22 protein-coding genes and 1 pseudogene are annotated in these 23,081 nt (G+C 69.4%); 9 read left to right on the top strand and 14 right to left on the bottom strand.

Annotated elements, in window-relative coordinates:
• Window positions 1-56 precede the first annotated feature (56 nt).
• Window positions 57-506: a type II 3-dehydroquinate dehydratase gene (gene aroQ / locus TTH_RS06850; protein ID WP_011173409.1), complete on the bottom strand. Its 450-nt coding sequence runs from the start codon at window positions 504-506 to the stop codon at window positions 57-59.
• 36 nt (window positions 507-542) lie between these two features.
• Window positions 543-1,763 carry a class I SAM-dependent RNA methyltransferase gene (locus TTH_RS06845; protein WP_011228618.1) on the bottom strand — a complete coding sequence of 407 codons (1,221 nt, stop codon included), beginning with the start codon at window positions 1,761-1,763 and terminating at the stop codon, window positions 543-545.
• A 37-nt stretch (window positions 1,764-1,800) separates the two neighbouring features.
• On the opposite strand from TTH_RS06845, the gene TTH_RS06840 reads away from it, so the two are divergent.
• The 3 genes from TTH_RS06840 to TTH_RS06830 are packed head-to-tail and all read left to right on the top strand — an operon-like array spanning window position 1,801 to window position 4,292.
• Window positions 1,801-2,448 (top strand): response regulator transcription factor, encoded by a 648-nt coding sequence (locus TTH_RS06840; protein WP_008632821.1) that lies wholly within the window; start codon window positions 1,801-1,803, stop codon window positions 2,446-2,448.
• On the top strand, window positions 2,445-3,443 hold the full coding sequence (locus TTH_RS06835) for a M20/M25/M40 family metallo-hydrolase (RefSeq protein ID WP_011173407.1): 999 nt from the start codon (window positions 2,445-2,447) through the stop codon (window positions 3,441-3,443). Before TTH_RS06840 ends, TTH_RS06835 begins: the two co-directional genes overlap by 4 nt.
• A 6-nt stretch (window positions 3,444-3,449) precedes the next feature.
• Window positions 3,450-4,292 (top strand): hypothetical protein, encoded by an 843-nt coding sequence (locus tag TTH_RS06830; RefSeq protein ID WP_011173406.1) that lies wholly within the window; start codon window positions 3,450-3,452, stop codon window positions 4,290-4,292.
• Between the two features lie 24 nt (window positions 4,293-4,316).
• On the opposite strand, the gene TTH_RS06825 is transcribed toward TTH_RS06830, so the two are convergent.
• The 4 genes from TTH_RS06825 to TTH_RS06810 all read right to left on the bottom strand — a co-directional run bounded on the left by TTH_RS06825 (window position 4,317) and on the right by TTH_RS06810 (window position 6,930).
• Entirely contained in the window at window positions 4,317-4,610 is a 294-nt protein-coding gene (locus TTH_RS06825) for an HU family DNA-binding protein (protein WP_011173405.1), read from the bottom strand.
• 116 nt (window positions 4,611-4,726) lie between these two features.
• A complete protein-coding gene (locus TTH_RS06820; protein ID WP_011228617.1) occupies window positions 4,727-5,368 on the bottom strand; it encodes a lysophospholipid acyltransferase family protein in 642 nt (213 codons plus the stop codon).
• 5 nt (window positions 5,369-5,373) lie between these two features.
• Window positions 5,374-6,054: an endonuclease V gene (locus TTH_RS06815; RefSeq protein WP_011173403.1), complete on the bottom strand. Its 681-nt coding sequence runs from the start codon at window positions 6,052-6,054 to the stop codon at window positions 5,374-5,376.
• A 3-nt stretch (window positions 6,055-6,057) separates the two neighbouring features.
• On the bottom strand, window positions 6,058-6,930 hold the full coding sequence (locus tag TTH_RS06810) for an SIS domain-containing protein (protein WP_011173402.1): 873 nt from the start codon (window positions 6,928-6,930) through the stop codon (window positions 6,058-6,060).
• 18 nt (window positions 6,931-6,948) lie between these two features.
• Between TTH_RS06810 and TTH_RS06805 the strand changes: the two genes are divergently transcribed.
• The 6 genes from TTH_RS06805 (at window position 6,949) to TTH_RS06780 (ending at window position 14,663) form a co-directional block, all read left to right on the top strand.
• Complete coding sequence (locus tag TTH_RS06805; protein ID WP_011228616.1) at window positions 6,949-7,713, top strand: class I mannose-6-phosphate isomerase; 765 nt, start codon at window positions 6,949-6,951, stop codon at window positions 7,711-7,713.
• A 159-nt stretch (window positions 7,714-7,872) separates the two neighbouring features.
• The gene (locus tag TTH_RS06800) at window positions 7,873-8,688 is read left to right on the top strand and encodes a HesA/MoeB/ThiF family protein (RefSeq protein ID WP_011228615.1); all 816 of its coding nucleotides are present in this window, start codon (window positions 7,873-7,875) and stop codon (window positions 8,686-8,688) included.
• Between the two features lie 72 nt (window positions 8,689-8,760).
• On the top strand, window positions 8,761-9,894 hold the full coding sequence (locus TTH_RS06795; protein WP_011228614.1) for a citrate synthase/methylcitrate synthase: 1,134 nt from the start codon (window positions 8,761-8,763) through the stop codon (window positions 9,892-9,894).
• Between the two features lie 60 nt (window positions 9,895-9,954).
• Window positions 9,955-11,691, top strand: a complete 1,737-nt coding sequence (locus tag TTH_RS06790) for an ABC transporter ATP-binding protein (protein ID WP_011228613.1) — start codon at window positions 9,955-9,957, stop codon at window positions 11,689-11,691.
• Window positions 11,688-13,490 (top strand): ABC transporter ATP-binding protein, encoded by a 1,803-nt coding sequence (locus TTH_RS06785; protein WP_011228612.1) that lies wholly within the window; start codon window positions 11,688-11,690, stop codon window positions 13,488-13,490. The genes TTH_RS06790 and TTH_RS06785 overlap by 4 nt, the downstream gene beginning before the upstream one ends.
• Entirely contained in the window at window positions 13,491-14,663 is a 1,173-nt protein-coding gene (locus TTH_RS06780; RefSeq protein ID WP_011228611.1) for a bifunctional folylpolyglutamate synthase/dihydrofolate synthase, read from the top strand.
• Here TTH_RS06780 and TTH_RS06775 read toward each other — a convergent pair.
• The 8 genes and pseudogenes from TTH_RS06775 to TTH_RS06740 all read right to left on the bottom strand — a co-directional run bounded on the left by TTH_RS06775 (window position 14,631) and on the right by TTH_RS06740 (window position 23,069).
• Window positions 14,631-15,674: a protease complex subunit PrcB family protein gene (locus TTH_RS06775; protein WP_011228610.1), complete on the bottom strand. Its 1,044-nt coding sequence runs from the start codon at window positions 15,672-15,674 to the stop codon at window positions 14,631-14,633. The genes TTH_RS06780 and TTH_RS06775 overlap by 33 nt on opposite strands.
• A 46-nt stretch (window positions 15,675-15,720) precedes the next feature.
• Window positions 15,721-16,740: an ABC transporter permease gene (locus TTH_RS06770; RefSeq protein WP_011228609.1), complete on the bottom strand. Its 1,020-nt coding sequence runs from the start codon at window positions 16,738-16,740 to the stop codon at window positions 15,721-15,723.
• Entirely contained in the window at window positions 16,733-17,653 is a 921-nt protein-coding gene (gene nikB, locus TTH_RS06765) for a nickel ABC transporter permease (RefSeq protein WP_011228608.1), read from the bottom strand. Before nikB ends, TTH_RS06770 begins: the two co-directional genes overlap by 8 nt.
• A gap of 60 nt (window positions 17,654-17,713) precedes the next feature.
• Window positions 17,714-19,219, bottom strand: a complete 1,506-nt coding sequence (locus tag TTH_RS06760; RefSeq protein ID WP_011228607.1) for a glutathione ABC transporter substrate-binding protein — start codon at window positions 19,217-19,219, stop codon at window positions 17,714-17,716.
• A 66-nt stretch (window positions 19,220-19,285) separates the two neighbouring features.
• A complete protein-coding gene (locus TTH_RS06755; protein ID WP_011173391.1) occupies window positions 19,286-19,999 on the bottom strand; it encodes an ABC transporter ATP-binding protein in 714 nt (237 codons plus the stop codon).
• Window positions 19,996-20,776: pseudogene (locus TTH_RS06750) on the bottom strand (ABC transporter ATP-binding protein). The gene TTH_RS06755 and the pseudogene TTH_RS06750 overlap by 4 nt, the downstream one beginning before the upstream one ends.
• Complete coding sequence (locus TTH_RS06745) at window positions 20,773-22,104, bottom strand: branched-chain amino acid ABC transporter permease (RefSeq protein ID WP_011228604.1); 1,332 nt, start codon at window positions 22,102-22,104, stop codon at window positions 20,773-20,775. The pseudogene TTH_RS06750 and the gene TTH_RS06745 overlap by 4 nt, the downstream one beginning before the upstream one ends.
• Window positions 22,101-23,069: a branched-chain amino acid ABC transporter permease gene (locus TTH_RS06740; RefSeq protein WP_011228603.1), complete on the bottom strand. Its 969-nt coding sequence runs from the start codon at window positions 23,067-23,069 to the stop codon at window positions 22,101-22,103. Before TTH_RS06740 ends, TTH_RS06745 begins: the two co-directional genes overlap by 4 nt.
• Window positions 23,070-23,081 lie beyond the last annotated feature (12 nt).

Genomic DNA, 23,081 nt, shown 5'->3' with positions numbered 1-23,081 from the left:
TAGACGCCGTCTTCCATTATAGCACCGGGGGGCTTTGCGAATAAACGGGAAGAAATTCAGAAACCTTCGCCCCCTACCTCCAGGGTTTCCGCCAGGTAGACCAGGGCGAGCTTGTAGGAGAGGGGCCCGAAGCCGGAGACGATCCCCCGGCAGGCCGGAGCGGTCACGGAGTGGCGGCGGAACTCCTCCCGGGCGTGGAGGTTGGTGAGGTGGACCTCCACCACGGGGAGGGGTTGGGCACGGATGGCGTCCAGGAGGGCGTAGGAGTAGTGGGTGAGCGCCCCGGGGTTGAGGACGATGGCCAAGAACCCCTCCTGGTGGGCCTGCTGCACCCACTCAATGAGCTGGCCTTCGTAGTTCGTCTGCCGGAAGACCACCCCGAGGCCGAGCTCCGCCCCCCAGGCCTCGCAGAGGGCCTCGAGCTCCTCCAGGGTGGTGCGCCCGTAGACCTCGGGTTCCCGCCTGCCCAGAAGGTTCAGGTTGGGGCCGTTCAGGATGAGGACCATGGGGGCTCCTTTGCCTTCCAGGATACCCCGGGCCGGCTAAAGGCGGAGCAGGGAGAGGACCTCCACGTGGTGGGTGAAGGGGAAGAAGTCGTAGGGGCGGGCGAAGGCGAGGCGGTAGCCCCCCTGGACCAGGGCCCCCACGTCCCGCGCCCAGGTGGCCGGGTCGCAGGACACGTAGAGGATCTCCCGGGGCCGGGCCCTAAGGAGGTAGGCCCGCACCTCGGGGGGAAGGCCCGCCCGGGGCGGGTCCACCACCACGAGGTCAAAGGCACCCAGGGCCTCGGCCTTGCGGGCGTCCATGCGGAGGAAGCGGACGTTTTCTGCCCCGAGGCGCTTCCGGTCCATCTCCCCCCGGCGCACCGCCTCCTTGCTGATCTCCACCGCCACCACCTCCTCGTAGCGGGGGGAGAGAAGGAGGGAGAAGAGGCCCGATCCGGCGTAAAGCTCCAGGGCCCGCCTTCCCCCAAAGACCAGCGTGCGGGCCTCCTCCAAGAGGGCCCCCGCCGCCAGGGGGTTCACCTGGCTGAAGCTTTCCACGCTCACCGTGGCCTTGAGCGGGCCGAAGGCCTCAAGAAGGGTGCGCTCCCCGGCGAGGGGCGTAACCCGGCCCCGGAAGCGGCCCTTGGGGGAGGGCTCGGCCCAGACCACCCCGGCGAAGCCCTCCTGCACCAGGGCCTTGGCGGGGCGCTTCAGGGCCTCGGGGACCCCGCCGACGAGGCCGAGGAGGACCTTGCCCTCGAGGAGGCTTCCCCTAAGGGCCACCTCCTCCACGGGGAGGGGCCAGAGCTTGAGGACGTCAAAGGCCCAGGCCAAGGGCTCGGCGAGGAGGGGGTCCTTCTCCAGGCGGTGGAGCTCGTGGCTTTCCGGCAGGCGGTAGGCGAGCCCTCCCAGGGGGTGGCGGGCGTACTGGGCGGCGGTGCGGTAGGCGAGGGGCCTGGGGGAGGGGCGGATGGGGGCCAAGGGGGCCTCCAGCTTGGCGACCCGCTCCAGGGCGTCCCTCACCAGGGCCTCCTTCAGGGGGAGCTGGGTCTCGTAGGCCAGGGGGAGGTCGGCGGAAGGGGGTAGGGGCTCGGGGTAGCGGCCGGGGTGGGCCTCGAGGATCTCCGGGGCTTCCAGGAAGAGGGCGCCCTTTTTCCGCTTGGGCTCCCCCCGCACCAGCTCCCCGGGGAGGGCCCCCTTCACCAGGACCACCCCCCTTTCGGTGCGGCCCAGGCCGTACCCCCCGGGCACCAGTTTCTCCACGCGAAAGGTCAGCACGCCTCTACCCTAGCCCCTTTGGCGCTATGATGGAAGGGTGATCCGGGTTCTTCTGGCGGACGACCACGCCCTTTTCCGCCAGGGGCTGAAAAGCCTCCTGGAGGCCGAGGGGGACTTCCGGGTGGTGGGGGAGGCCAAGGACGGATGGGAGGCCATGCGCCACGCCCTGGAGACCAAGCCCGACGTGATCCTCATGGACATCCAGATGCCGGGCCTGGACGGGGTGCAGGCCACCCAGGCCATCCTCAAGGAGTGGCCCCAGGCCAAGGTCATCATGCTCACCATGTACCGCCAGGACGCCTACGTCTTTGAGGCGGTGAAGGCGGGGGCCCGGGGCTACCTCCTCAAGGACGTGGACGCGAGGGAGCTGGTGGACGCCATCCGCCGCGTCCACGCAGGGGAGGTGCTTCTGGACGCGGAGCTTGCCGGGCACATCATCCAGGACTTCCGCGCCAAGAAGGAGGCCAGCCAGCCCCTCCACGCCGAGCTTTCCGAGCGCGAGGTCCAGATCCTGAGGCTGGTGGCCCAGGGGTACACCAACCAGGAGATCGCCGCCGAGCTCCAGCTTTCCGAGAAGACGGTGCGCAACCGCCTTTCGGAAATTTTCCAGAAGCTTCACCTCAACAACCGGACCCAGGCGGCCCTTTACGCCATCCGGGAGGGGTTGGCGAGGCCCGAAGAGTGAGGGTGGAGGACCCGCGGCGCTACCTCCTGGAGCTCGCCCCCCTTGCGGGGGAGGAGGCGAGGGGGGAGTACGTGGCCTCGAGGCTCCCCGGGGCCCGGAGGGACGGCCTCGGCAACGTCTGGGCCGGGGAGGGGAAGGTCCTCCTCCTGGCCCACCTGGACACCGTCCTCCCCCCGAAGCCCCCGAGGCGGGTGGGCGAGCGGCTCTACGCCCCGGGGGTGGGGGACAACACGAGCGGGGTGGCCGTCCTCCTCTCCCTCCCCGAGCTTCCCGGGGTGGTGCGGGGCTTCACCGTGGGGGAGGAGGGCCTCGGCAACCTCAAGGGGGCGCGGGCGTTGGTGGAGGCCCTCTCCCCCGAGGTGGTGGTGGCCGTGGACGGGTACCTGCCCGGGGTGGTGGACCGGGCCCTGGGCTCCGTGCGCCTTCGGGTCCGGCTCCAGGGGCCCGGGGGTCATGCCTGGGGGGACAGGCGGCTTCCCCACCCCGTCTTCGCCCTGGCGGAGGGGCTTTGCCGCGTCCGCGCCCTGGTGGAGGGGCGGGAGGACGCGAGCGTGAACGCGAGCGGCCTCGAGGGCGGCCAGGCGGTGAACGCCCTCCCCCAGGAGGCGGCCTGCCTCCTGGAGGTCCGGGCCCTGGAGGAGGCGGCCCTGGCCGCCCTGCTCCAAGGGGTGGAGGCGGCCTTCGCCGAGGCCGCACGGGCCCACCGGGTCGGGCTTGCCCTCGAGGTCTTGGGCAGGCGGCCTGCAGGCCGGACCGCCACGCCCCGCCTCCTTCAGGCGGCGGAAAGGGCTTTGGCGGAGGTGGGGGAAAGGCCCCAGTGGCTTCCCGGCTCCACCGACGCCAGCGCCGCCATTGAGCGGGGCATCCCCGCCTTGGGCTTCGGGGTGTACCGGGGCGGGGGGGCCCACACCCCGGGGGAGTGGGTCCTGCCGAGTAGCCTCCTGGAGGGCCAGCGGGCCCTCCTCGCCCTCCTCCGCGGGCTTGGCGTAGGATAAGGCGGTATGCGCGTCGGCTTGGTCCACGGCTTCCTCTCCCGCCGCTACCTGGACTTCTGGCGGGCCTACCTCGAGGCCCTGGGCGTGGAGGTGGTGGAGGCCGCGCCGCCTCCCTCCGACCTCCCCTTCTGCCTTCCCGTGCAGCGCCTCCTCGCCCAGGTGGAGGCCCTGAAGGAAGCGGGGGTGGACTACCTCCTCCTTCCCGACCTGCAGGGCGGGGTGGAGTCGGAGCGGGGCGGAGGGCAGTGCCCCTGGCTTTTGGACCTGGAGGCCGCCCTCCTCCGCTACTTCCCCGGCCTGCCCCCGGTGCTCAAGGTCCCGGCGGAGCTCTCCGAGCGGGTTTTGGGCCGGGCGGGAGAGGTGGGCCAGCTCCTCGTCCGCAACCCCATGCTCGTGGGCCGGGCCTTGGACCGTACCCGGAGGCTCCTCAAGCCCCCCCCGCCCCTCCCCACGCCCCAGGGGAGCGTGGGGGTCGTGGCCCAGCCCTACCTCCTGGAGGAGCCCGCCTTCCGCCGGGAGGTGGAGGCGGCCCTGAGGGCCCACGGCCTCGAGGCCTACTTCCCCGACCTCCCCCCCGAGCGGCTTCGGGAGGAGGCGGACCGGCTTCTCCCCGTGGACCTGCCCACGGACCGGGAGCTCGTGGGGGCGATCCACTACCTGGGGCGGCTCGGCCGGGTCAAGGGCCTCGCCCTGGTGGTCTCCTACGCCTGCCCCCCCATCCCGGGCCTCATGCGCAAGGCGGCCCGGCGCCTGGGCAAGCCCTACCGCCTCCTCACCCTGGGGGAGGACTGGCAGGAGCCCCTCGCCGCCCTCAAGGCGGAGATGGAAAAGGGCAACCGGGGGGGCTAGCGCCCCCCCCGGCGGAAGGGCCGCTTACTTCTTGACCTTATCCTTCAGGGCCTTGCCGGGCTTGAAGGCGGGATACTGGGTGGCGGGGATCTTGATCTTCTCCTTGGTGCCCGGCTTCACCCCGGTGCGGGCCTTGCGCTTGCGCACCTCAAAGGTGCCGAAGCCCGTGAGCTGGACCTTGCTCCCGTTGGCCAAGGCCTCCTCCACCTTGGCCAGCAGGGCGTCCACCATGGCCTTCACGTCCTTCTTCTTGAGCCCGGTGGCCTGGGCCACCTGGTCCACCAGATCCGCTTTGGTCACCGTCTTCTTCGCAGCCATCTCTCACCTCCTCGCTTCTTTGCCCTTCCGGGCGGAATATATCACGCTTAAGGGTACTTCTCAAGGTCTGGTCTCTTTTCTATAAAAATCCGCAGCTATGTACTTTAGCGGAAGTATTAGCTCCCCCAGTACCGGGGGGGCAGAAGATCCCGTACCCGGGCCTCAATCTCCCGGGTGAGCGCTTCCAGCTCCCGGTGGGAAACCTTGGACTTCCTGGGAACCGGTATGGGGTCCCCGTAGATCACCCGCACGGGGCGGCAGGGGCGGAAGAGCTTCTTCCCCACGGGCCAGGCTTCCTCCGTGCCCACCACGGCCACGGGGACCACGGGGCTTCCCGTGCGCAGGGCGATGGCCGCCACCCCGGTCTTGAAGGGCTGGAGCTTTCCGGTGCGGCTCCGGGTGCCTTCCGGGAAGATGCCGAAGGCCATGCCCCGCTCCAGGGCGCGGATGGCGCCCTTCACGGCGCTTAAGTCCCCGCTTCCCCGCTCCACGGGGATGGCGTAGAGCCGGGGGAGGAGCCAGGAGAGGAAGGGCAGGCGGAAGACGTCCGCCCGGGCCATGAAGCTCACGGGGCGCCGGATCCCCGCCCCGACGACGATGGGGTCCAGGATGGAGAGGTGGTTCGCCGCCAGGATCACGGGGCCTTCGGCCGGGACCTTCTCCGCGCCTTCCACCCGGTAGTGGAAGAGAAGGCGGAGGAGGAAGCGGGCCAGGCGCCAGGAGGCCCGGTAGACGGGGTTGGGCTGGGCTGCGCTCACGGGGCCTAGTCTAAGGCCTTGAGGGCCCGGCCCGCCTCCAGGTGGGCGAGGCGGAGGGGCTCGGGGAGGCGGAAGCGGGTGGGCAGGCGGCGCACGAAGCGGAGGGCCTCCTCGAGGCCCACCCGGTGCCCGGGGGAGACGTAGAGGGGCTTCACCCCCGTGCGGCTCCGGTAGACGTAGCCCAGCGGGCGGCCGTCCGGGGCGAGGAGGCGCACCGCCGCCCCCTTTTCCTCGGGCAAGGGGGCTTCGGGCCTGCCGTAGAGGAGGCGCTTGGCCACGCCCACGCTGGGAAGGTCCAGGTGGACCCCCAGGTGGCTCGCGATCCCCAGGCCCCGGGGGTGGGCCACCCCCTGGCCGTCCACCAGGAGGGCCTCCGGGGCCTCGGGAAGGGCGGCGAGGGCCTCCAGGTAGGCCGGGGCCTCGCGGAAGGAGAGGAGGCCGGGGACGTAGGGGAAGAGGGCCTCCTCGGGGAGGAGGGCGGTGGCCACGTGGAGGGGGCCTTTTTCCAGGTCGTAGAGGAGGGCCACGGCCACGAGGGGCCGGCCCCGCTTGTGGGAGGCGTCCAGGGCGGCGATCCGCCGCACCCCCTCTAGGCTTCCCGCAAGCCGCACCTTTTTCGCCAGGGCCCGCTGCAGGGCCAGGGCCTCCTCGGGGTGGGCGGGCTTGGGGAAGGGGGGCGGGCGCACGGCCTAGGTGACCTCCCGGAGGCGCTCCAGAAGCCCGTGGTCCCCGGGGTCCACTCCGTAGAGGAGGGCGAGGTAGTAGGCGGTCCAGGCCATCCGGTACCAGAGGGCCATGACCTGGGCGAGGCGGTTGGCCCCCGTGGCGGGGACCTCGGCCAAGGCGTCCACGCGGGACTCCAGGATCTCCTTGGCCAAGGCCGCCTCCTCCCCCGGGCCCAGGAGGACCGCCGCCAGGGGGTCCCCTTGCTCGTGGCGGGCCTCGAGGCCCACGAGGAAGAACTCCAGGGCGCTCGGGGGCGGGGTTAGGGAGAGGCTTTTGGCCACGCGGGCGAAGAGGGTCTGCACCGCCCCCTCCAGGGGCCGGAAGAGGGGGCTATAGAAGAGGGGGAGGCGCTCCAGGAGGGTGTAGGCCAGGAACTTGGCCGGGTTCTCCTCCACGGGCACCTCGGGGCCCAAGCGGCGCCTTTCCTCCAGGAGGGCCTCGTCCACGGAGCGGAGCACCTCCTCCCGGCCCGTGGCCAGGAGGAGGAAGCGGAGGTAGCGGTAGGGGGCGAGGGGGCTTGGGGGGATGTGGACCTCCACCCCGGGCCGGAAGCCCACCCGCACCACCCTGGCCCGCCCCGTCTCCGCCAGGAGGGCCATCCCCGCCGCCTCCCCCAGGTCGTACCCTCCCTCGAGGAGGAAGAGGGTCCCCTCCTCCCCCCAGTCGGGGAGGCCGGAGAGGAGGGCGGCGAACTGCCCCTCCCCGTAGCCCAAGGCGGCGTGGGGCCCCGGGTAGGCCTCCCCGGGGACGGGGCCCGTGCCCACCAGGTCCCTAAGCTCCAGGGCGAGCCCCGTGCGGTCTACAAGGTAGGTCTCCTCGCGGTCCAGGTCGCGCATATCCCTTATGCTAAGCCCGTGAGGCGGTTGGAGCCCAAACCCGTGGCGCGGATCTGGGGGGGAAGCGGCCTCGGCTTCGGCCCCGGGATCGGGGAGGTCTGGCTTGCCGAGGCCCCCCTGCTCGTGAAGCTCCTTGACCCCGCGGACTGGCTTTCCGTCCAGGTCCACCCGCCCCACGAGTACGCCCTCCGGGTGGAGGGGAAGCCGGGGAAGTACGAGGCCTGGTACGTCCTCTCCCCGGGGGAGCTGGTCTACGGCCTGGCCCGCCCCGTGAGCCGGGAGGAGCTTCGGGAAAGGGCCTTGGCCGGGACCCTGGAGGAGGTGCTGCGCCGCGTCCGGGTGGAGCCGGGCCAGGTCCTCTACCTGCCCGCGGGGACGATCCACGCCCTGGGCCCGGGGGTCCGGGTCTACGAGGTCCAGACCCCCTCGGACCTCACCTACCGCCTCTACGACTACGGCAGGCCGCGGGAGCTCCACCTGGAGAAGGCCCTGGACGTGGCCATCCTGGAGCCCACCCCCCTCACCCTGCCCCCGCCCGAGCCGGTCTTGGGCGGGGAGAGGCTCCTTTCCACCCCCTTCTTTGACCTTTTGCGCTACCCCTTGGCGGGGAAGCTTTGGGTGCGGGCGGAGGGCCCCACCCTCCTCACCCTCCTCGAGGGGGAGGCCCGGCTTAAGGAGGAGGTCTTGCGGCCGCCCGCCACCCTCCTTTTGGAGCCCGGGGAGGAGGCGGTCTTCCGGGGCGAGGGGCTCTGGCTTGCCGCCCTGGCCAAGGAGGGGGCGTGATACCACCCCATGCTGGCTTGCGCCAGCATGGGGGCCCCGGCAAAAGGTCCCTAGGGAGCTTCCCTGGGCCAGTCGGGCGAAGGAAACCGGAAGAAAGGGTATGAGGCCGCATGGGGGTCCCGAAGGAAGGCTTCCCAGGCCAGAAGGGCAAGAGAGGGTATGCGCTGGACGAAGGAGGAGCTTGACCGGTACCACCGGCAGATGATCCTGCCCCAGGTGGGCCCTGAGGGGCAGGAGCGGCTGAAACGGGCCTCGGTGGTGGTGGTGGGGGCCGGAGGGCTCGGGGTCCCCGTCCTCCAGTACCTGGTGGCGGCCGGGGTGGGGCGGGTGGGGGTGGTGGAGATGGACCGGGTGGAGGTGTCCAACCTCCACCGCCAGGTGCTCTACACCACCGAGGACGTGGGCGAGCCCAAGGCCCTGGTGGCCCAGAAGCGGCTCCAGGCCCTGAACCCCCTGGTCCGGGTGGAGGCCTACCCGGTGCGCCTCACCTCGGAGAACGCCCTGGAGATCCTCAGGCCCTACGACCTCGTGGTGGACGCCTCGGACAACTTCCCCACCCGCTACCTGGTGAACGACGCCGCCGTCCTCCTCGGCAAGCCCCTGGTCTTTGGGGCCATCTACCAGTTTGACGGCCAGGTGGCCGTCTTCCACCACCCCACCCTCCATGGGGAGATGGGGCCGTGCTACCGCTGCCTCTTCCCCAAGCCGCCCCCGCCCGGGGCGGTGCCCTCCTGCGCCGAGGCTGGGGTCTTCGGGGTTCTGCCGGCGGTGGTGGGGAGCCTGATGGCCGCCGAGGCCCTCAAGGTTCTTTTGGGGATCGGTAAGCCCCTGGCGGGACACCTCCTGCTCTACGACGCCCTCGAGGCCGGCTTCCGCAAGCTCACGGTGCGGCGCAACCCCCGTTGCCCCGTCTGCGGGGACGAGCCCACCCAGAGGGAGCTCGTGGACTACGAGGCCTTCTGCGGCCTGGGCTGAGGCTACTCCTCCCCGCGGGCGAAGGGGTATGATGCACTCGGTGCACCCCTGGGGTGCGGACAAGGAGGCAGCATGGAAGTGGCACGCGGTCTGGAAGGCGTTCTCTTCACGGAAAGCCGGATGTGCTACATTGACGGCCAGCAGGGGAAGCTCTACTACTACGGCATTCCCATCCAGGAGCTGGCGGAGAAGAGCAGCTTTGAGGAAACCACCTTCCTCCTCCTCCACGGGAGACTGCCGCGAAGGCAGGAGCTGGAGGAGTTCTCGGCCGCCCTCGCCCGGCGCCGCGCCCTGCCCGCCCACCTTCTGGAGTCCTTCAAGCGCTACCCCGTCTCCGCCCACCCCATGAGCTTCCTGCGCACGGCGGTCTCCGAGTTCGGGATGCTGGACCCCACCGAGGGGGACATCTCCCGGGAGGCCCTCTACGAGAAGGGGCTTGACCTCATCGCCAAGTTCGCCACCATCGTGGCCGCCAACAAGCGCCTCAAGGAGGGCAAGGAGCCCATCCCTCCCCGGGAGGACCTCTCCCACGCCGCCAACTTCCTCTACATGGCGAACGGGGTGGAGCCCTCCCCCGAGCAGGCCCGCCTCATGGACGCGGCCCTCATCCTCCACGCCGAGCACGGCTTCAACGCCAGCACCTTCACCGCCATCGCCGCCTTCTCCACGGAGACCGACCTCTACTCGGCCATCACCGCCGCCGTGGCCTCCCTGAAGGGGCCGCGCCACGGCGGGGCCAACGAGGCCGTGATGCGCATGATCCAGGAGATCGGCACCCCCGAGCGGGCCCGGGAGTGGGTGCGGGAGAAGCTGGCCAAGAAGGAGCGCATCATGGGCATGGGCCACCGGGTCTACAAGGCCTTTGACCCCAGGGCCGGGGTCCTGGAAAAGCTCGCCCGGTTGGTGGCGGAGAAGCACGGCCACTCCAAGGAGTACCAGATCCTGAAGATCGTGGAGGAGGAGGCGGGGAAGGTCCTGAACCCCAGGGGCATCTACCCCAACGTGGACTTCTACTCCGGGGTGGTCTACTCCGACCTGGGCTTCAGCCTGGAGTTCTTCACCCCCATCTTCGCCGTGGCCCGGATCTCGGGCTGGGTGGGGCACATCCTGGAGTACCAGGAGCTGGACAACCGCCTCCTCCGCCCCGGGGCCAAGTACGTGGGGGAGCTGGACGTGCCCTACGTCCCCCTCGAGGCCCGGGAGTAGCCGCCTGCGGGCTTGGGGAAGGGGCCGCAGGAGGCGGCCCCTTCTTGTACACTAGAGGGCATGACCGGTCGGTCAGCGGCACCCCTTCTCCGCCGCCTCTGGCCCTACGTGGGCCGGTACCGCTGGAGGTACCTGTGGGCGGTGCTCGCGGGCCTCGCCTCCATCTTTTTCTTCGTCCTCACCCCCTACTTCCTCCGCCTGGCCGTGGACGCGGTCCAGGCGGGGAGGGGCTTCGGGGTCTACGCCCTCGCCATCGTGGCCTCCGCCGCCCTTTCCGGCCTCCTCTCCTACGCGATGCGGCGGCTCGCCGTGGTGGCGAGCCGCCAGGTGGAGTACGACCTGAGGCGGGACCTCCTCCACCACCTCCTCACCTTGGACCGGGACTTCTACCACAAGCACCGGGTGGGGGACCTGATGAACCGCCTGAACACCGACCTCTCCGCCGTGAGGGAGATGGTGGGCCCGGGGATCCTCATGGGAAGCCGCCTCTCCTTTTTGGTCCTCCTCGCCTTTCTCTCCATGTACGCCGTGAACGCCCGCCTCGCCTTCTACCTCACCCTCATCCTCCCCGGCATCTTCCTCGCCATGCGCTTCCTCCTGCGGCTCATTGACCGTCGCTACCGGGAGGCCCAGGAGGTCTTTGACCGGATCAGCACCCTGGCCCAGGAGGCCTTCAGCGGCATCCGGGTGGTCAAGGGGTACGCCCTGGAGCGGCGGATGGTGGCCTGGTTCCAGGACCTGAACCGCCTCTACGTGGAGAAGAGCCTGGCCCTGGCTCGGGTGGAGGGCCCCCTCCACGCCCTCCTCGGCTTCTTGATGGGCTTCGCCTTCCTCACCGTCCTCTGGGCCGGGGGCGCCATGGTGGTCCGGGGGGAGTTGAGCGTGGGGGAGCTCGTCCAGTTCAACGCCTACCTGGCCCAGCTCACCTGGCCCATCCTGGGCCTCGGCTGGGTCATGGCCCTGTACCAGCGGGGGCTCACGAGCCTAAGGCGCCTCTTTGAGCTTCTGGACGAGAAGCCCGCCATCCGGGACGAGGACCCCCTGCCCCTCGCCCTCGAGGACCTCTCCGGGGAGGTGCGCTTTGAGGGGGTGGGGCTCAAGCGGGACGGGCGCTGGCTCCTTAGGGGCCTCACCCTCACGATCCCCGAAGGGATGACCTTGGGCATCACCGGGCGCACGGGCTCGGGCAAGAGCCTCCTCGCCGCCCTCGTCCCCAGGCTTTTGGACCCGAGCGAGGGCCGGGTCTACGTGGGCGGGCACGAGGCGAGGCGCATTCCCTTGGCCGTCCTCCGCAAGGCCGTGGGGGTCGCTCCCCAGGAGCCCTTCCTCTTCAGCGAGACGATTTTGGAGAACATCGCCTTCGGCCTGGACGAGGTGGACCGCGAGCGGGTGGAGTGGGCGGCCCGGCTCGCCGGGATCCACGAGGAGATCCTCGCCTTTCCCAAGGGGTACGAGACGGTCCTCGGGGAGCGGGGCATCACCCTCTCCGGCGGCCAGCGGCAGCGGGTGGCCCTGGCCCGGGCCCTGGCCAAAAGGCCCAAGATCCTCATCCTGGACGACGCCTTAAGCGCCGTGGACGCCGAGACGGAGGCCCGGATCCTCCAGGGGCTGAAAACGGTGCTCGGCAAGCAGACCACCCTCCTCATCTCCCACCGCACCGCGGCCCTCCGCCACGCCGACTGGATCATCGTCCTGGACGAGGGGAGGATCGTGGAGGAGGGGACCCACGAGAGCCTCCTTCAGGCCGGAGGCCTCTACGCGGAGATGGACCGCCTGCAGAAGGAGGTGGAGGCGTGACGGAGGACACCTACAGCAAGGCCTTTGACCGGGCCCTCTTCGCCCGCATCCTGCGCTACGTCTGGCCCTACCGCCTCCAGGTCGTCCTCGCCCTCCTTTTCCTCCTGGTGGTCACCCTGGCCGCCGCCGCCACCCCCCTCTTCTTCAAGTGGGCCATTGACCTGGCCTTGGTGCCCACGGAGCCCAGGCCCCTTGCCGAGCGCTTCCACCTCCTCCTTTGGATCAGCCTGGGCTTCCTCGCCGTGCGCGCGGTCCACTTCGCCGCCACCTACGGCGAGACCTACCTCATCCAGTGGGTGGGGCAGCGGGTCCTCTTTGACCTCAGAAGCGACCTTTTCGCCAAGCTCATGCGCCTCCACCCGGGCTTCTACGACCGAAACCCCGTGGGCCGGCTCATGACCCGGGTCACCTCCGACGTGGACGCCATCAACCAGTTCATCACCGGCGGGCTCGTGGGGGTGATCGCCGACCTCTTCACCCTGGTGGGCCTCCTCGGCTTCATGCTGTTTTTGAGCCCCAAGCTCACCCTGGTGGTCCTCCTGGTGGCCCCGGTCCTCCTCGCCGTCACCACCTGGGTGCGGCTCGGGATGCGCTCCGCTTATCGGGAGATGCGCCTGAGGCTTGCCCGGGTCAACGCCGCCCTCCAGGAGAACCTCTCCGGGGTGGAGACGATCCAGCTTTTCGTCAAGGAAAGGGAGCGGGAGGAGAAGTTTGACCGGCTCAACCGCGACCTCTTCCGGGCTTGGGTGGAGATCATCCGCTGGTTCGCCCTCTTCTTCCCCGTGGTGGGCTTCCTGGGGGACTTCGCCGTGGCCAGCCTGGTCTACTACGGGGGCGGGGAGGTGGTGCGGGGCGCCGTCTCCTTGGGGCTTCTCGTGGCCTTCGTGGACTACACCCGCCAGCTCTTCCAGCCCCTCCAGGACCTCTCGGACAAGTTCAACCTCTTCCAGGGGGCCATGGCGAGCGCCGAGCGGATCTTCGGCGTCCTGGACACGGAGGAGGAGCTCAAGGACCCCGAGGACCCCACGCCCATCCGCAGCTTCCGGGGGGAGGTGGAGTTCCGGGACGTCTGGCTCGCCTACACCCCCAAGGGGGTGGAGCCCACGGAGAAGGACTGGGTGCTCAAGGGCGTTTCCTTCCGCGTCCGCCCCGGGGAGAAGGTGGCCCTGGTGGGGGCCACGGGGGCGGGGAAGACCAGCGTGGTGAGCCTCATCGCCCGCTTCTACGACCCCCAGAGGGGGTGCGTCTTCTTGGACGGGGTGGACGTGCGGCGCTACCGGCAGGAGGAGCTGCGCCGCCACGTGGGCATCGTCCTGCAGGAGCCTTTCCTCTTCTCGGGGACCGTCCTGGACAACCTGCGCCTCTTTGACCCCAGCGTTCCCCCGGAGCGGGTGGAGGAGGTGTCCCGCTTCCTCGGGGCCCACGAGTTCATCCTGCGCCTGCCCAAGGGCTACCAGACGGTCCTCGGGGAGCGGGGGGCGGGGCTTTCCACGGGGGAGAAGCAGCTCCTCGCCCTGGTGCGGGCTCTTCTCGCGAGCCCCGACATCCTCCTCATCCTGGACGAGGCCACGGCCAGCGTGGACTCGGAGACGGAGAAGCGCCTCCAGGAGGCCCTTTACAAGGCCATGGAAGGGAGGACCTCCCTCATCATCGCCCACCGCCTCTCCACCATCCGCCACGTGGACCGCATCCTCGTCTTCCGCAAGGGGAGGCTCGTGGAGGAGGGGAGCCACGAGGAGCTTCTGGCCAAGGGCGGCTACTACGCCGCCTTGTACCGGCTCCAGTTCCAGGAGGCGTGAGTGACCTACGAGGAGGCTTTGGCCTGGCTCTACGCGAGGCGGCGCACGGGGGAGCGGGGGACCCATAGGGTGCGGGCCCTCCTCGCCCGGCTCGGCCACCCGGAGGCGGGCTTCCTTGCGGTCCACGTCCTGGGGACCAACGGGAAGGGGAGCGTGGTGGCCTACCTCGAGGCCGCCTTCCGCGCCGCGGGCCTCGCCTACGGGGCCTACACCAGCCCCCACCTCGTGGACTTCCGAGAGAGGATCCGCACCCACCTGGGGCCCGTCCCCCGGGAGGCGGTGGTCCGGTTCGTGGCCTGGGCGAGGGAGGAGGCCTGGGAGGAGCCCCCGGGCTTCTTTGACCTGGCCACCGCCCTCGCCTTCCTCCACTTCCGGGAGAGGGGGGTGGCGCTGGCCGCGGTGGAGGCGGGGGTAGGGGGGGAGAAGGACGCGACGAACGCCCTTTCCCGCGTGGCCCTCACCGTGCTCACCAACGTGGGGGAGGACCACCTCGAGGCCCTGGGGGGTACCCTCGAGGCCGTGGCCCGGGAGAAGGCGGGGGCCTTCCGCCCTGGGGTGCCGGTGGTCACGGGGGCGAGGGGGGTGGGGCTGGAGGTGGCCCGCAAGGTGGCGGAAGAACGGGGGGCGCCCCTTTACGTCCTGGACCCCGAGGACCCCCTCTTCGCCCTTCCCGCCCCGCCCGGCCTCAGGGGGGCCTACCAGGAGGAAAACGCCCGCCTGGCCGCCGCCGCCCTGAGGCTTTTGGGCCTTCCCGAGGCGGCCATTGCCCGGGGGCTTCGGGAGGCGCGGCACCCGGGGCGCATGGAGCGCTTCCTCCTTAAGGGGGTGGAGGTCTATTTGGACGGGGCCCACAACCCTCCGGCGGCGGAGGCCCTGGCCCGGGAGTTTTCCGCCTACCACCTGGTCTTTGGCGCCTTTCCCCGGAAGGACGTGAAGGGCGTCCTCGCCCACCTCCTCCCCAAGGCGCGAAGCGTCCGCTACGCCCGGGCGGGGGAAGGGGCCTTGGGCGGGGAGCTCGGGACCCCCTTCTTTGAGGACCCCTGGGAGGCCCTGGAGGACGCCTTGGCGAGGGCGAGGGAGGACGGGCTTCCGGTTTTGGCCACGGGCTCCCTGTACCTGGTGGGGAGGCTCAGGGAGCGTTTAGTCGCGGGCCTCGGCGAGGACCTTCCCTGAGGTGTCGGCGAAGACCACGCGGCGCACCTTCTGGAGCTCCAAAACCACGTAGGGGCTGGTGAGGGCCTGGGTGGTGATGGCCCCGGGCTTGGGCGCGCCGAGGCTCAGGACCACCCGGGCCCTCTCCCCGGCGTAGGTGACCCCCACGACCTTGAGGCCGTACCCCCCCGTGGGCTTCAGGCCCCAGAAGAAGGCGGCCACGCTCCGGTTGCGGAAGTCCACCGCGGGGGCGGCGGGGCGGGGGAGCTGGTTGCCCACCGCCAGGGCCCAGAGGCGGTTGAAGCTCGTGGGGTCGTTGGCGAGGAGGGCGAGGGGGGCCTCCTCCTGGTAGGCCGCCTGGGTGCCTTGGCCGAGGACGCGGAAGATGGGGGCCGGGGGCATGACCGGCTCCAGCCTAAGCCCGTACTGGACCTGGAGGCGGGCGATGCGGTAGGCGTCGGGGGCGGGGCTTAGGCGGAGAGGGGGCAGGGGGGGTTCCCGGAGCTCAAAGACCACCACGGGCTTCCCCCCCCTCCGGGCCAGGACCTCGCGCAGGACCACGGCGGACTCCTCCTCCGTGAGGGGGAAAAGCCTCGGGGTCTGGTAGTTCGCCGGCTGCACCAGGGTCCGCTCCTCCCCCTCCCTCAGGCTTCCCGTGAGCCGCACCCAGCCCACCCCGTCGTAAAGCCAGGTGGCGAGGAGGGGGGCTTGGGCGCGCACCTGGAGGAGGCTCCCCGAGACCCCGCGGACCGCCTCGGCCACCGGGGGCCTCGAGGGGTAGGTGGCCCGCAACACCGGGCTTCCCTCCACCCAAAGCGCCCCGGGGAAGGCCCAGAGGTTCTCCCCCTGGGGGGCCTCGAGGCGGAGGGGACGCCCGTCCAGCTCCACCACCCGGGGCTCGCCGTAGAAGTAGGTCCAGCGCTCCGTGGCCTCGGGGAAGAGGAACTGCACCTCGGTCACCCGGTAGCCCGAGCCTTCCAGCACCTGGCAGGCGGAAAGGAGGAGGAGCGCCGCGAGAAGACCTTTCCTCATGGCCCCATGATACCCCTTCGCCCCTCGCCTTCCGTTGAGGTTCCCTTTAGCGGCTCCTGGGGTCCAGGGCGTCCCGGAGGCCGTCTCCCAGGAGGTTGAAGGCGAGGACGAGGCCCACGATGGCAAGTCCGGGAAAGGTGGCCACGTGGGGAGCCACGGCTAGGTATTCCCGGCCCCGGGCCAGCATGAGGCCCCATTCCGGCTCCGGAGGCCTAGCCCCAAGGCCCAGGAAGCCGAGCCCGGCGGCGAAGAGAATGGCCACCGCCATCTGCAGGCTGGTCTGGATGAGGAGGGGACCCAGGGCGTTGGGCAGGAGGTGGCGGAGGAGGATGCGGCCGTGGCTTGCGCCCAAGGCCCTGGCCGCCTCCACGTAGTCCAACGCCTTCAGGGAGAGAACGACCCCCCGCACCAGGCGGGCGTAGATGGGGATGGCGGCGATGCCCACGGCCACCATGGCGTTGCCCAAGCCCGGCCCCAGGATGGCCACCAGCACAATGGCCAGAAGGATCCCAGGGAAGGCCAGCATCACATCCACCAGCCGCTGCACCAGGAGGTCTATCCAGCCGCCGAAGTAGGCGGAGAGGGCGCCCAAGGGAACGCCCACCAGTAGGCCTATCCCTACGGCCACCAAGCCGATGGTGAGGGAGACGGGAATGCCGTAGAGGATGCGGGAAAACAGGTCCCGCCCCTGCTCGTCGGTGCCTAAGAGGTAGAGCCTTGCGGGGCCTTCCACCCCGAAGAGGTGGAGGTTCCCTTCGATGCCGAGCCAGGACCAGGCCTCTCCCCGAACCAGGAAGCGCACCGGATACTTTTCCTCCCACCGGACCTGGACGCCTTCCAGTGGATGCCGGTAGACGGGGCTTACGTAGAGGCCCCATTCCCCTTGGGGGCCCCTTAGGCTTATTCCGGCGAGGGGAGGCACGTAGGCGGAGCGCAGGTCTTGCGTGTAGGGGGAATAGGGGGCCAGGAAGGGGGCAAAGAGGGCTCCGAGAAGGTAAAGGCCAAGGAGGAGGAGGCCGGCCTGGGACAGGCGGTTTTTCCAAAAGCGGCGCCAAGGCCTAGTCATAGCGCACCCTCGGATCAATCCAGGCGTAAAGGAGGTCCACCATAAGGTTGACCAAGGTAAAGGTGAAGGCTACGAGGAGTACCGCGCCCTGGACCACGGGGTAGTCCCGGGAGAGGATGGACCCCACCAGAAGTTGCCCGAGGCCCGGCCAGGCGAAGATGGTCTCGGTGATCACGGCCCCGGCCAGGAGGCTGCCGAATTCCAGGCCCGCCACCGTGACCACGGGGATCAGGGCGTTCCTCAGCGCGTGCTTGAAGATCACCACCCGCTCGGCCAGGCCTTTGGCCCGGGCGGTGCGGATGTAGTCCTGGGAGAGAACCTCTACCAGGGTGCCCCGGGTCATCCGGGCGAGGAGGGCGGTGGCGTTGATCCCTAAAGTGACCGCGGGCAGGACCAGGTGGGCGAGGGTTCCCTTGCCGGCCACGGGGAACCAGCCCAGCTCCACGGAGAAGATCAAGATGGCCAGTAGACCAAACCAGAAGACGGGCATGGAGACCCCGAGAAGGGCGAGGACCATCACCCCGAGGTCCAGCCAGCTTCCCTGCCGCAAGGCCGCGAGGATGCCCAAGGGTATGCCGGTGGCCAGGGCCACCAGGATGGCCGCTGTGGCCAGCACCACCGTGTTGGGGAAGTAGGTCTTGAGTTCCTCCAGCACAGGCCTGCGGCTCCGGGCCGACTCCCCCAGGTCCCCCTGTAGGAGGGCCCCCAAGTAAAGGGCAAACTGCTCGGGCAAGGGCCGGTCCAGACCGTAACGGGTGCGGATGGCCTCCAGGGTCTCCGGGGTGGCGAACTCCCCGGCCAGGAGGATGGCGGGGTCCCCGGGGGCCAGACGGACCATGAGGAAGACCAGGAGAACCACACCCAACAGGGTGGGCACGGCGATGAGGATGCGGCGTAGGAGATAGGTGAGCATCTCCACCTCGGAAATAGCCCCGTGGGAATACCCACGGGGCGGCGGCTCCTAGGGCCTGCCCTAGCGGAACCGGGCCTTGTAGGCCAGATACCGCTCCGTGGGGTGCACGAGGAAGCCCTGAACCTCGCGGCGCACGGCCGTCACCTGCACCTCCGAGTGGAGGAAGAGCCAGGGGGCATCCCGGAAGATGCGGATCATGGCCTCCCGGTAAAGCTGTTGCCGCCCCTGGGGCAGGGTGGAGATGCGGGCTTGGGCCAGGAGCTTGTCTACCTCAACGTTCTTGTAGAAGGCCCGGTTGAACCCGGGGGCCCACTGGCTGGAGTGGAAGAGGGGATAGAGCCCGTAGTCCGCATCCCCCGTTACCGTGCCCCAGCCTAGCATGGCCATCTGGATGCGGTTCTCCCTGAGAGGCCGCTGGGTTTCCTGAAGGTAGGCCCCCCACTCCAGGGTCTGGATGGTGGCCTCCACCCCTATCCGGCGGAGCTGCCCTTGGATGGCCTCACAGACCTGGATGTCCTGGAAGTAGCGGCCCGTGGGGCAGTGAAGGGTGATGCGCAGGGGGGTGCTTACCCCGGCTTGCCGCAGGAGCTCCTGGGCCCGCTGGGGGTTGTACTCGTAACGGCCAACGCTGGTGTAGCCAAAGATCCCGGGGGCGATGGGGGCGTCGGAGATCCGGCCGATACCGCCCAGGACGAACTGGAGGATTTCCTCCTTGTTGACCGCATGGTTGAAGGCTTGCCTTACCCGGACGTCGTTAAAGGGCGGGCGTTGGGTGTTGAAGTAGATGTAAATCGTCCGGAGGCTGGGGGTGCGCACCACCTCCACCGCCGGATTGGCCTGGAGCCGGGGGATGTCTTGAGGAGGGATGCGCACGGCCACGTGCGCTTGGCCCGTCTCCACCAAGGCCACCCGCGTGGTCCCTTCGGGAACGGGGATGAAGCGCACCTGGGGGATGGAAGGCTTCTCCCCCCAGTAGTTCTCGTTGCGGACCAGGTCCACGAACTGCCCTTTCTGCCAAGCCTGGAAGCGGTAGGGACCGGTGCCCACGGGGTTGTCCCGGTACTGGGCCCCCAGGCGTTGGATTGCCGTGGGGCTTTGGATGGCCGTGGAGCTGTGGGTCAGGTGGGCGAGGATGGGGGCAAAGGGGTTCTTAAGCCGGAGGCGGACGGTATAGGGATCAACCACCTCCACCCGCTCCAGCTCGGAAAGGAGGAAGGCGAAGGGGCTCGCCAGTTCCCGGCTTACGAAGCGCTCCAGGTTGAACTTCACTGCCTCGGCGTTGAAGGGGGTGCCGTCGTGGAAGGCTATACCCCTCCGCAGGCGCAGGGTGAGGGTTCGGCCGCCATCGCTGAAGGCGTAGCTCTCCGCCAGGTGGGGTACGATGCGCCCCTCGGGAGTAAGCTCGAACAGGGTTTCGCTGATGTGGGTGACGACGGTGGCGGAAGGGGAGTCCTGGGCCAGGGGGGCGTCCAGGGTGATGGGGTCGGTTCCTTGGGCGACCACGAGACGTTGGCCTAAAGCCGGCGCAAAGGCCATGAAGCTTAGGAGCAAAAGCCACTTTTTCATCGTTGACCCCCCTTCAAGGGTGTTTCTGCCCCGAGTATATCGGGAGGGATGGGGTCGGGCAAGGCCCTACCCCTCCCCCAGGTAGGCCTTCTGCACCTCGGGGTTTTCCGCGAGCTCCCTAGCGGGCCCATAGAGGATGATCTCCCCCGTGGCGAGGACGTACCCCCGGTGGGCGACCTGGAGGGCGAGGCGGGCGTTCTGCTCCACGAGGAGGATCGTCCGCCCCTCCTGGTTGAGCTTCTGGACGATCTCAAAGATGAAGTCCACCAGAACGGGGGCGAGGCCCATGGAGGGCTCGTCCATGAGGAGGATCCTCGGGTTTTGCATCAGGGCCCGGCCGATGGCGAGCATCTGCTGCTCCCCGCCCGAAAGCGTCCCCCCCTTCTGCTGGCGGCGCTCGTAGAGCCGGGGAAAGAGCTGGTAGACCTGCTCTTTCCGCTCCTGGATCACCTTGCGGTCGTTTTCCAGGTAGGCCCCGATCTCCAGGTTCTCTTCCACCGTGAGCCGGGGGAAGATCCGCCGCCCCTCGGGGACGTGCCCCACCCCGAGGGCCACGATCTCGTGGGCGGGGAGGCGGTGGATGGGCCTGCCCTGGAAGAGGACCTCCCCCTGCCTCGGCTTCACCAAGCCGCTGATGGTGCGCAGGGTGGTGGTCTTCCCGGCGCCGTTGGAGCCGATGAGGGTGACGATCTCCCCCTCCTCCACCGTGAGGGAGATGCCCTTCAGGGCGTGGATGTGCCCGTAGTAGGTGTGGACGTTTTTGAGCTCCAGGAGGCTCATGCGGCACCTCCCGCGGCCCCCCGGCCCAGGTAGGCCTCGATGACCCGGGGGTTGGTCCGCACCTCCTCGGGCTTGCCTTCGGCGATCTTGGAGCCGTAGTCCAGCACGGCGATCCGGTCGGAGATGCGCATCACGAGGCGCATGTCGTGCTCAATGAGGAGGATGGTGAGCCCCATCTCGCTGCGGATTTTCAGGATGAACTCCTGCAGGGCCTCCGTCTCCTTGGGGTTCATGCCCGCGGCGGGCTCGTCCAGGAGGAGGAGCTTGGGCTTGAGGGCGAGGGCGCGGGCGATCTCCAGCTTCCTCTGCTCGCCGTAGGGGAGGTTGCGGGCGAGCTCGTCCTTGCGGTGCAGGAGGCCCACGTACTCCAAGAGGCTCAAGGCCTCCTCCAGGGCCTTTCTCTCCTCCTTTCGGGCGAGGGGGGTGCGGAGGAGGGCGTGCAGGTAGGGGACGCGGGTGTGGATGTGCCGCCCCACCAGGATGTTCTCCAGGACGGTCATGGCCCCGAAGAGGCGGATGTTCTGGAAGGTGCGCCCGATGCCGAGCTTGGCCGCCTTGTCGGGGGTGGAGCCCGTGATGTCCTGGCCGAGGAAGAGGATCCGGCCCTCGTCCGGGGTGTAGATCCCCGTGAGGAGGTTGAAGAAGGTGGTCTTGCCCGCCCCGTTCGGACCGATGACGGAGAAGATCTCCCCCCTCGTTCACCTCCAGGCTCACCTGGTTCACGGCCACGAGCCCGCCGAAGCGCTTGGTGACCCCTTGGACCTCGAGGACCCTCATGCCTCCTCCTCCAGCTCGGCCCGGTGGCGGGCCTCGGGGATCAGGCCTTGGGGCCGGTAGATCATCATCAAGACGAGGATAAGCCCGAAGACCAGCCTCTCGTACTTCGCGGGGTCCACCTGGCTCGGGATCCAGGGGAGGCTGGTGCGGACGAACTCGCTAAAGGTCTTGAGGATGTCCAGGTTGAGGATGGTGAGGGCGGCCGCCCCCAGGATGGCCCCGGGGATGGAGCCCATCCCGCCCAGGATCACCATGGCCAGGATGGTGATGGAGGCCAGGAGGGTGAAGGACTCGGGGGAGACGAAGGTGCGCTGGGCCCCGTAGATCACCCCCATCACCCCGGAAAAGGCCGCCCCGGTCATGAAGGCGATGAGCTTGGTGGGCAGGAGGGGGATGCCCATGGCCTGGGCGGCGATCTCGTCCTCGCGGATGGCCACCCAGGCGCGGCCGAAGCGGGAGTTGGCCAGGTTGACGTTGGCCAGGACCACGAGGCCGATCATCGCCAGGACGAGGAGGTAGAAGAAGAGCTGGTAGTCCGTGGTCTCGTCCAGGCGCACCCCCAGGGCCCCCATGAGGCTGCGGAACCAGTCAATGGGGGGACGGCCCACGGGGGTGATCCCCTGGGGTCCGTTGGTGATGTTGATGGGGTGGTCCAGGTTGTTGGCCAGGATGCGCACCACCTCGCCGAGGCCCAGGGTGACGATGGCCAGGTAGTCCCCCCGGAGCCTTAGGGCGGGGAGGCCGATGAGGAGGCCGGTGATGGCCGTGGTGACCACGGCGATGAGCATGAAGAGGTACATGTACTCGCCGGGCAGGGGAAAGTTGCCCTGGAGGAACTTCCCCGCCTGGGGGGAGCCGAAGATGGCCCAGGTGTAGGCGCCCACGGCGAAGAAGGCGGCGTAACCCAGGTCCAGAAGCCCCGCCATCCCCACCACCACGTTGAGGCCCAGGGACATGGCGGCGAAGATGCCGATCTGGATGCCGAGCTCAAAGATGAAGGTGTTGGCGAACCCGGCGATGGGCACGGAGAGGAGGAGGATGGCGAGGCCCAGGGCCACCCGGATCCCGCGCGGGATCCGGGGGAGGGTCGTGAGGGCCACGAGGATCCCCACGAGGCCGATGAGCCCCAGGGTGTTGCCGGAGTTCCGCAGGAAGAGGGTGAAGGCCAGGGTGAGGAGGGCGAGGTTCAACGTCCGTACCCGGGGCTCGAGCCGGGCGAAGGCGGCCACCCCCAGGGCCCCCAGGCCCAGGAAGGCGGTGAGGGTGTTGGGGGCGAGGAAGGAGAGGGCGAGGAAGACGAGGCTTAGGGCGAGGGAGAGCAGGCTCATACCTTCTCCTTAACCATCTGGCCCAGGAGGCCTTGGGGCCGGAAGAGGAGGATGAAGATGAGGATGAGGAAGGCCACCACGTCCTTGTACTCCGTCCCGAAGTTGCCGGCGGTGAGGATGGGCAGGTAGGTGCCGAAGAAGTTCTCCAGCTGCCCCAGGACGAGGCCCCCGAGCATGGCCCCGGGGATGTTGCCGATCCCGCCCAGGACCGCCGCGGTGAAGGCCTTGATGCCGGGGAGGAAGCCCACGTAGGGGTTGATGGTGGTGTAGATGAGGGCGAAGAGGACCCCGGCCACCCCGCCCAAGGCGCCGCCGATGAGGAAGGTGCGGGAGATGATCAGGTCGGGGTTGATGCCCATGAGGCTCGCCGTGGAGAGGTCCTGGGCCACGGCCCGGATGGCCATCCCCAGCTTGGTGCGGTTCACCAGGTAGGTGAGCCCCCAGAGCATGAGCACGGAGACCACGATGACGATCACCGACTTGGTCTGGATGAAGATGGCGCCCCCGAAGAGGGTGAAGGAGCCCTCGAGGTCCGGTATGGTGCGCATGCGCAGGAAGAACTCGTTGTGCCAGAGGCCCTCAATGAGCCGCACCAGGTCCTGGAGGAAGAAGCTCACCCCGATGGCCGTCACCAGGGGCACGAGGCGGTTGGTGGTGCCCCGGCGGCGGAGGGGCCGGTAGGCCATGCGCTCCACCAGGATGGCGGTGAGGCCCGCCACCGCCGCCCCCACCACCACGGCCACCAGGAGGAGGAGGTAGCCGTTGGGGATCAGGGGGGCGAGGTAGCGGAAGACCTCCACCCCGGCCACGGCCCCGATCATGAAGATCTCGGAGTGGGCGAAGTTGATGAGCTCCAAGACGCCATAGACCATGGTGTACCCCAGGGCGATCATGGCGTAGATGAAGCCCAGGATGAAGCCGTCAAAGAGCACCTGGGGTAGCAGGACCAGGATCTGCTCTAGCAAGGCCGCCTCCTT

It is taken from the genome of Thermus thermophilus HB8 (genome assembly GCF_000091545.1).
Classification (GTDB): domain Bacteria; phylum Deinococcota; class Deinococci; order Deinococcales; family Thermaceae; genus Thermus; species Thermus thermophilus.
Note: the sequence above shows the minus strand (reverse complement) of the source record. Positions and strands in the feature narration are given on the sequence as shown.

Bases quoted from the DNA above. Each gene is read 5' to 3' on its own strand.
- TTH_RS06790 (WP_011228613.1), top strand. From the start codon at position 9,955: ATGACCGGTCGGTCAGCGGCACCCCTTCTCCGCCGCCTCTGGCCCTAC.
- TTH_RS06770 (WP_011228609.1), bottom strand. From the start codon at position 16,740: ATGACTAGGCCTTGGCGCCGCTTTTGGAAAAACCGCCTGTCCCAGGCC.
- aroQ (WP_011173409.1), bottom strand. From the start codon at position 506: ATGGTCCTCATCCTGAACGGCCCCAACCTGAACCTTCTGGGCAGGCGG.
- TTH_RS06795 (WP_011228614.1), top strand. From the start codon at position 8,761: ATGGAAGTGGCACGCGGTCTGGAAGGCGTTCTCTTCACGGAAAGCCGG.
- TTH_RS06755 (WP_011173391.1), bottom strand. From the start codon at position 19,999: ATGAGCCTCCTGGAGCTCAAAAACGTCCACACCTACTACGGGCACATC.
- nikB (WP_011228608.1), bottom strand. From the start codon at position 17,653: ATGCTCACCTATCTCCTACGCCGCATCCTCATCGCCGTGCCCACCCTG.
- TTH_RS06825 (WP_011173405.1), bottom strand. From the start codon at position 4,610: ATGGCTGCGAAGAAGACGGTGACCAAAGCGGATCTGGTGGACCAGGTG.
- TTH_RS06775 (WP_011228610.1), bottom strand. From the start codon at position 15,674: ATGAGGAAAGGTCTTCTCGCGGCGCTCCTCCTCCTTTCCGCCTGCCAG.
- TTH_RS06760 (WP_011228607.1), bottom strand. From the start codon at position 19,219: ATGAAAAAGTGGCTTTTGCTCCTAAGCTTCATGGCCTTTGCGCCGGCT.
- TTH_RS06745 (WP_011228604.1), bottom strand. From the start codon at position 22,104: ATGAGCCTGCTCTCCCTCGCCCTAAGCCTCGTCTTCCTCGCCCTCTCC.
- TTH_RS06830 (WP_011173406.1), top strand. From the start codon at position 3,450: ATGCGCGTCGGCTTGGTCCACGGCTTCCTCTCCCGCCGCTACCTGGAC.
- TTH_RS06800 (WP_011228615.1), top strand. From the start codon at position 7,873: ATGCGCTGGACGAAGGAGGAGCTTGACCGGTACCACCGGCAGATGATC.
- TTH_RS06810 (WP_011173402.1), bottom strand. From the start codon at position 6,930: ATGCGCGACCTGGACCGCGAGGAGACCTACCTTGTAGACCGCACGGGG.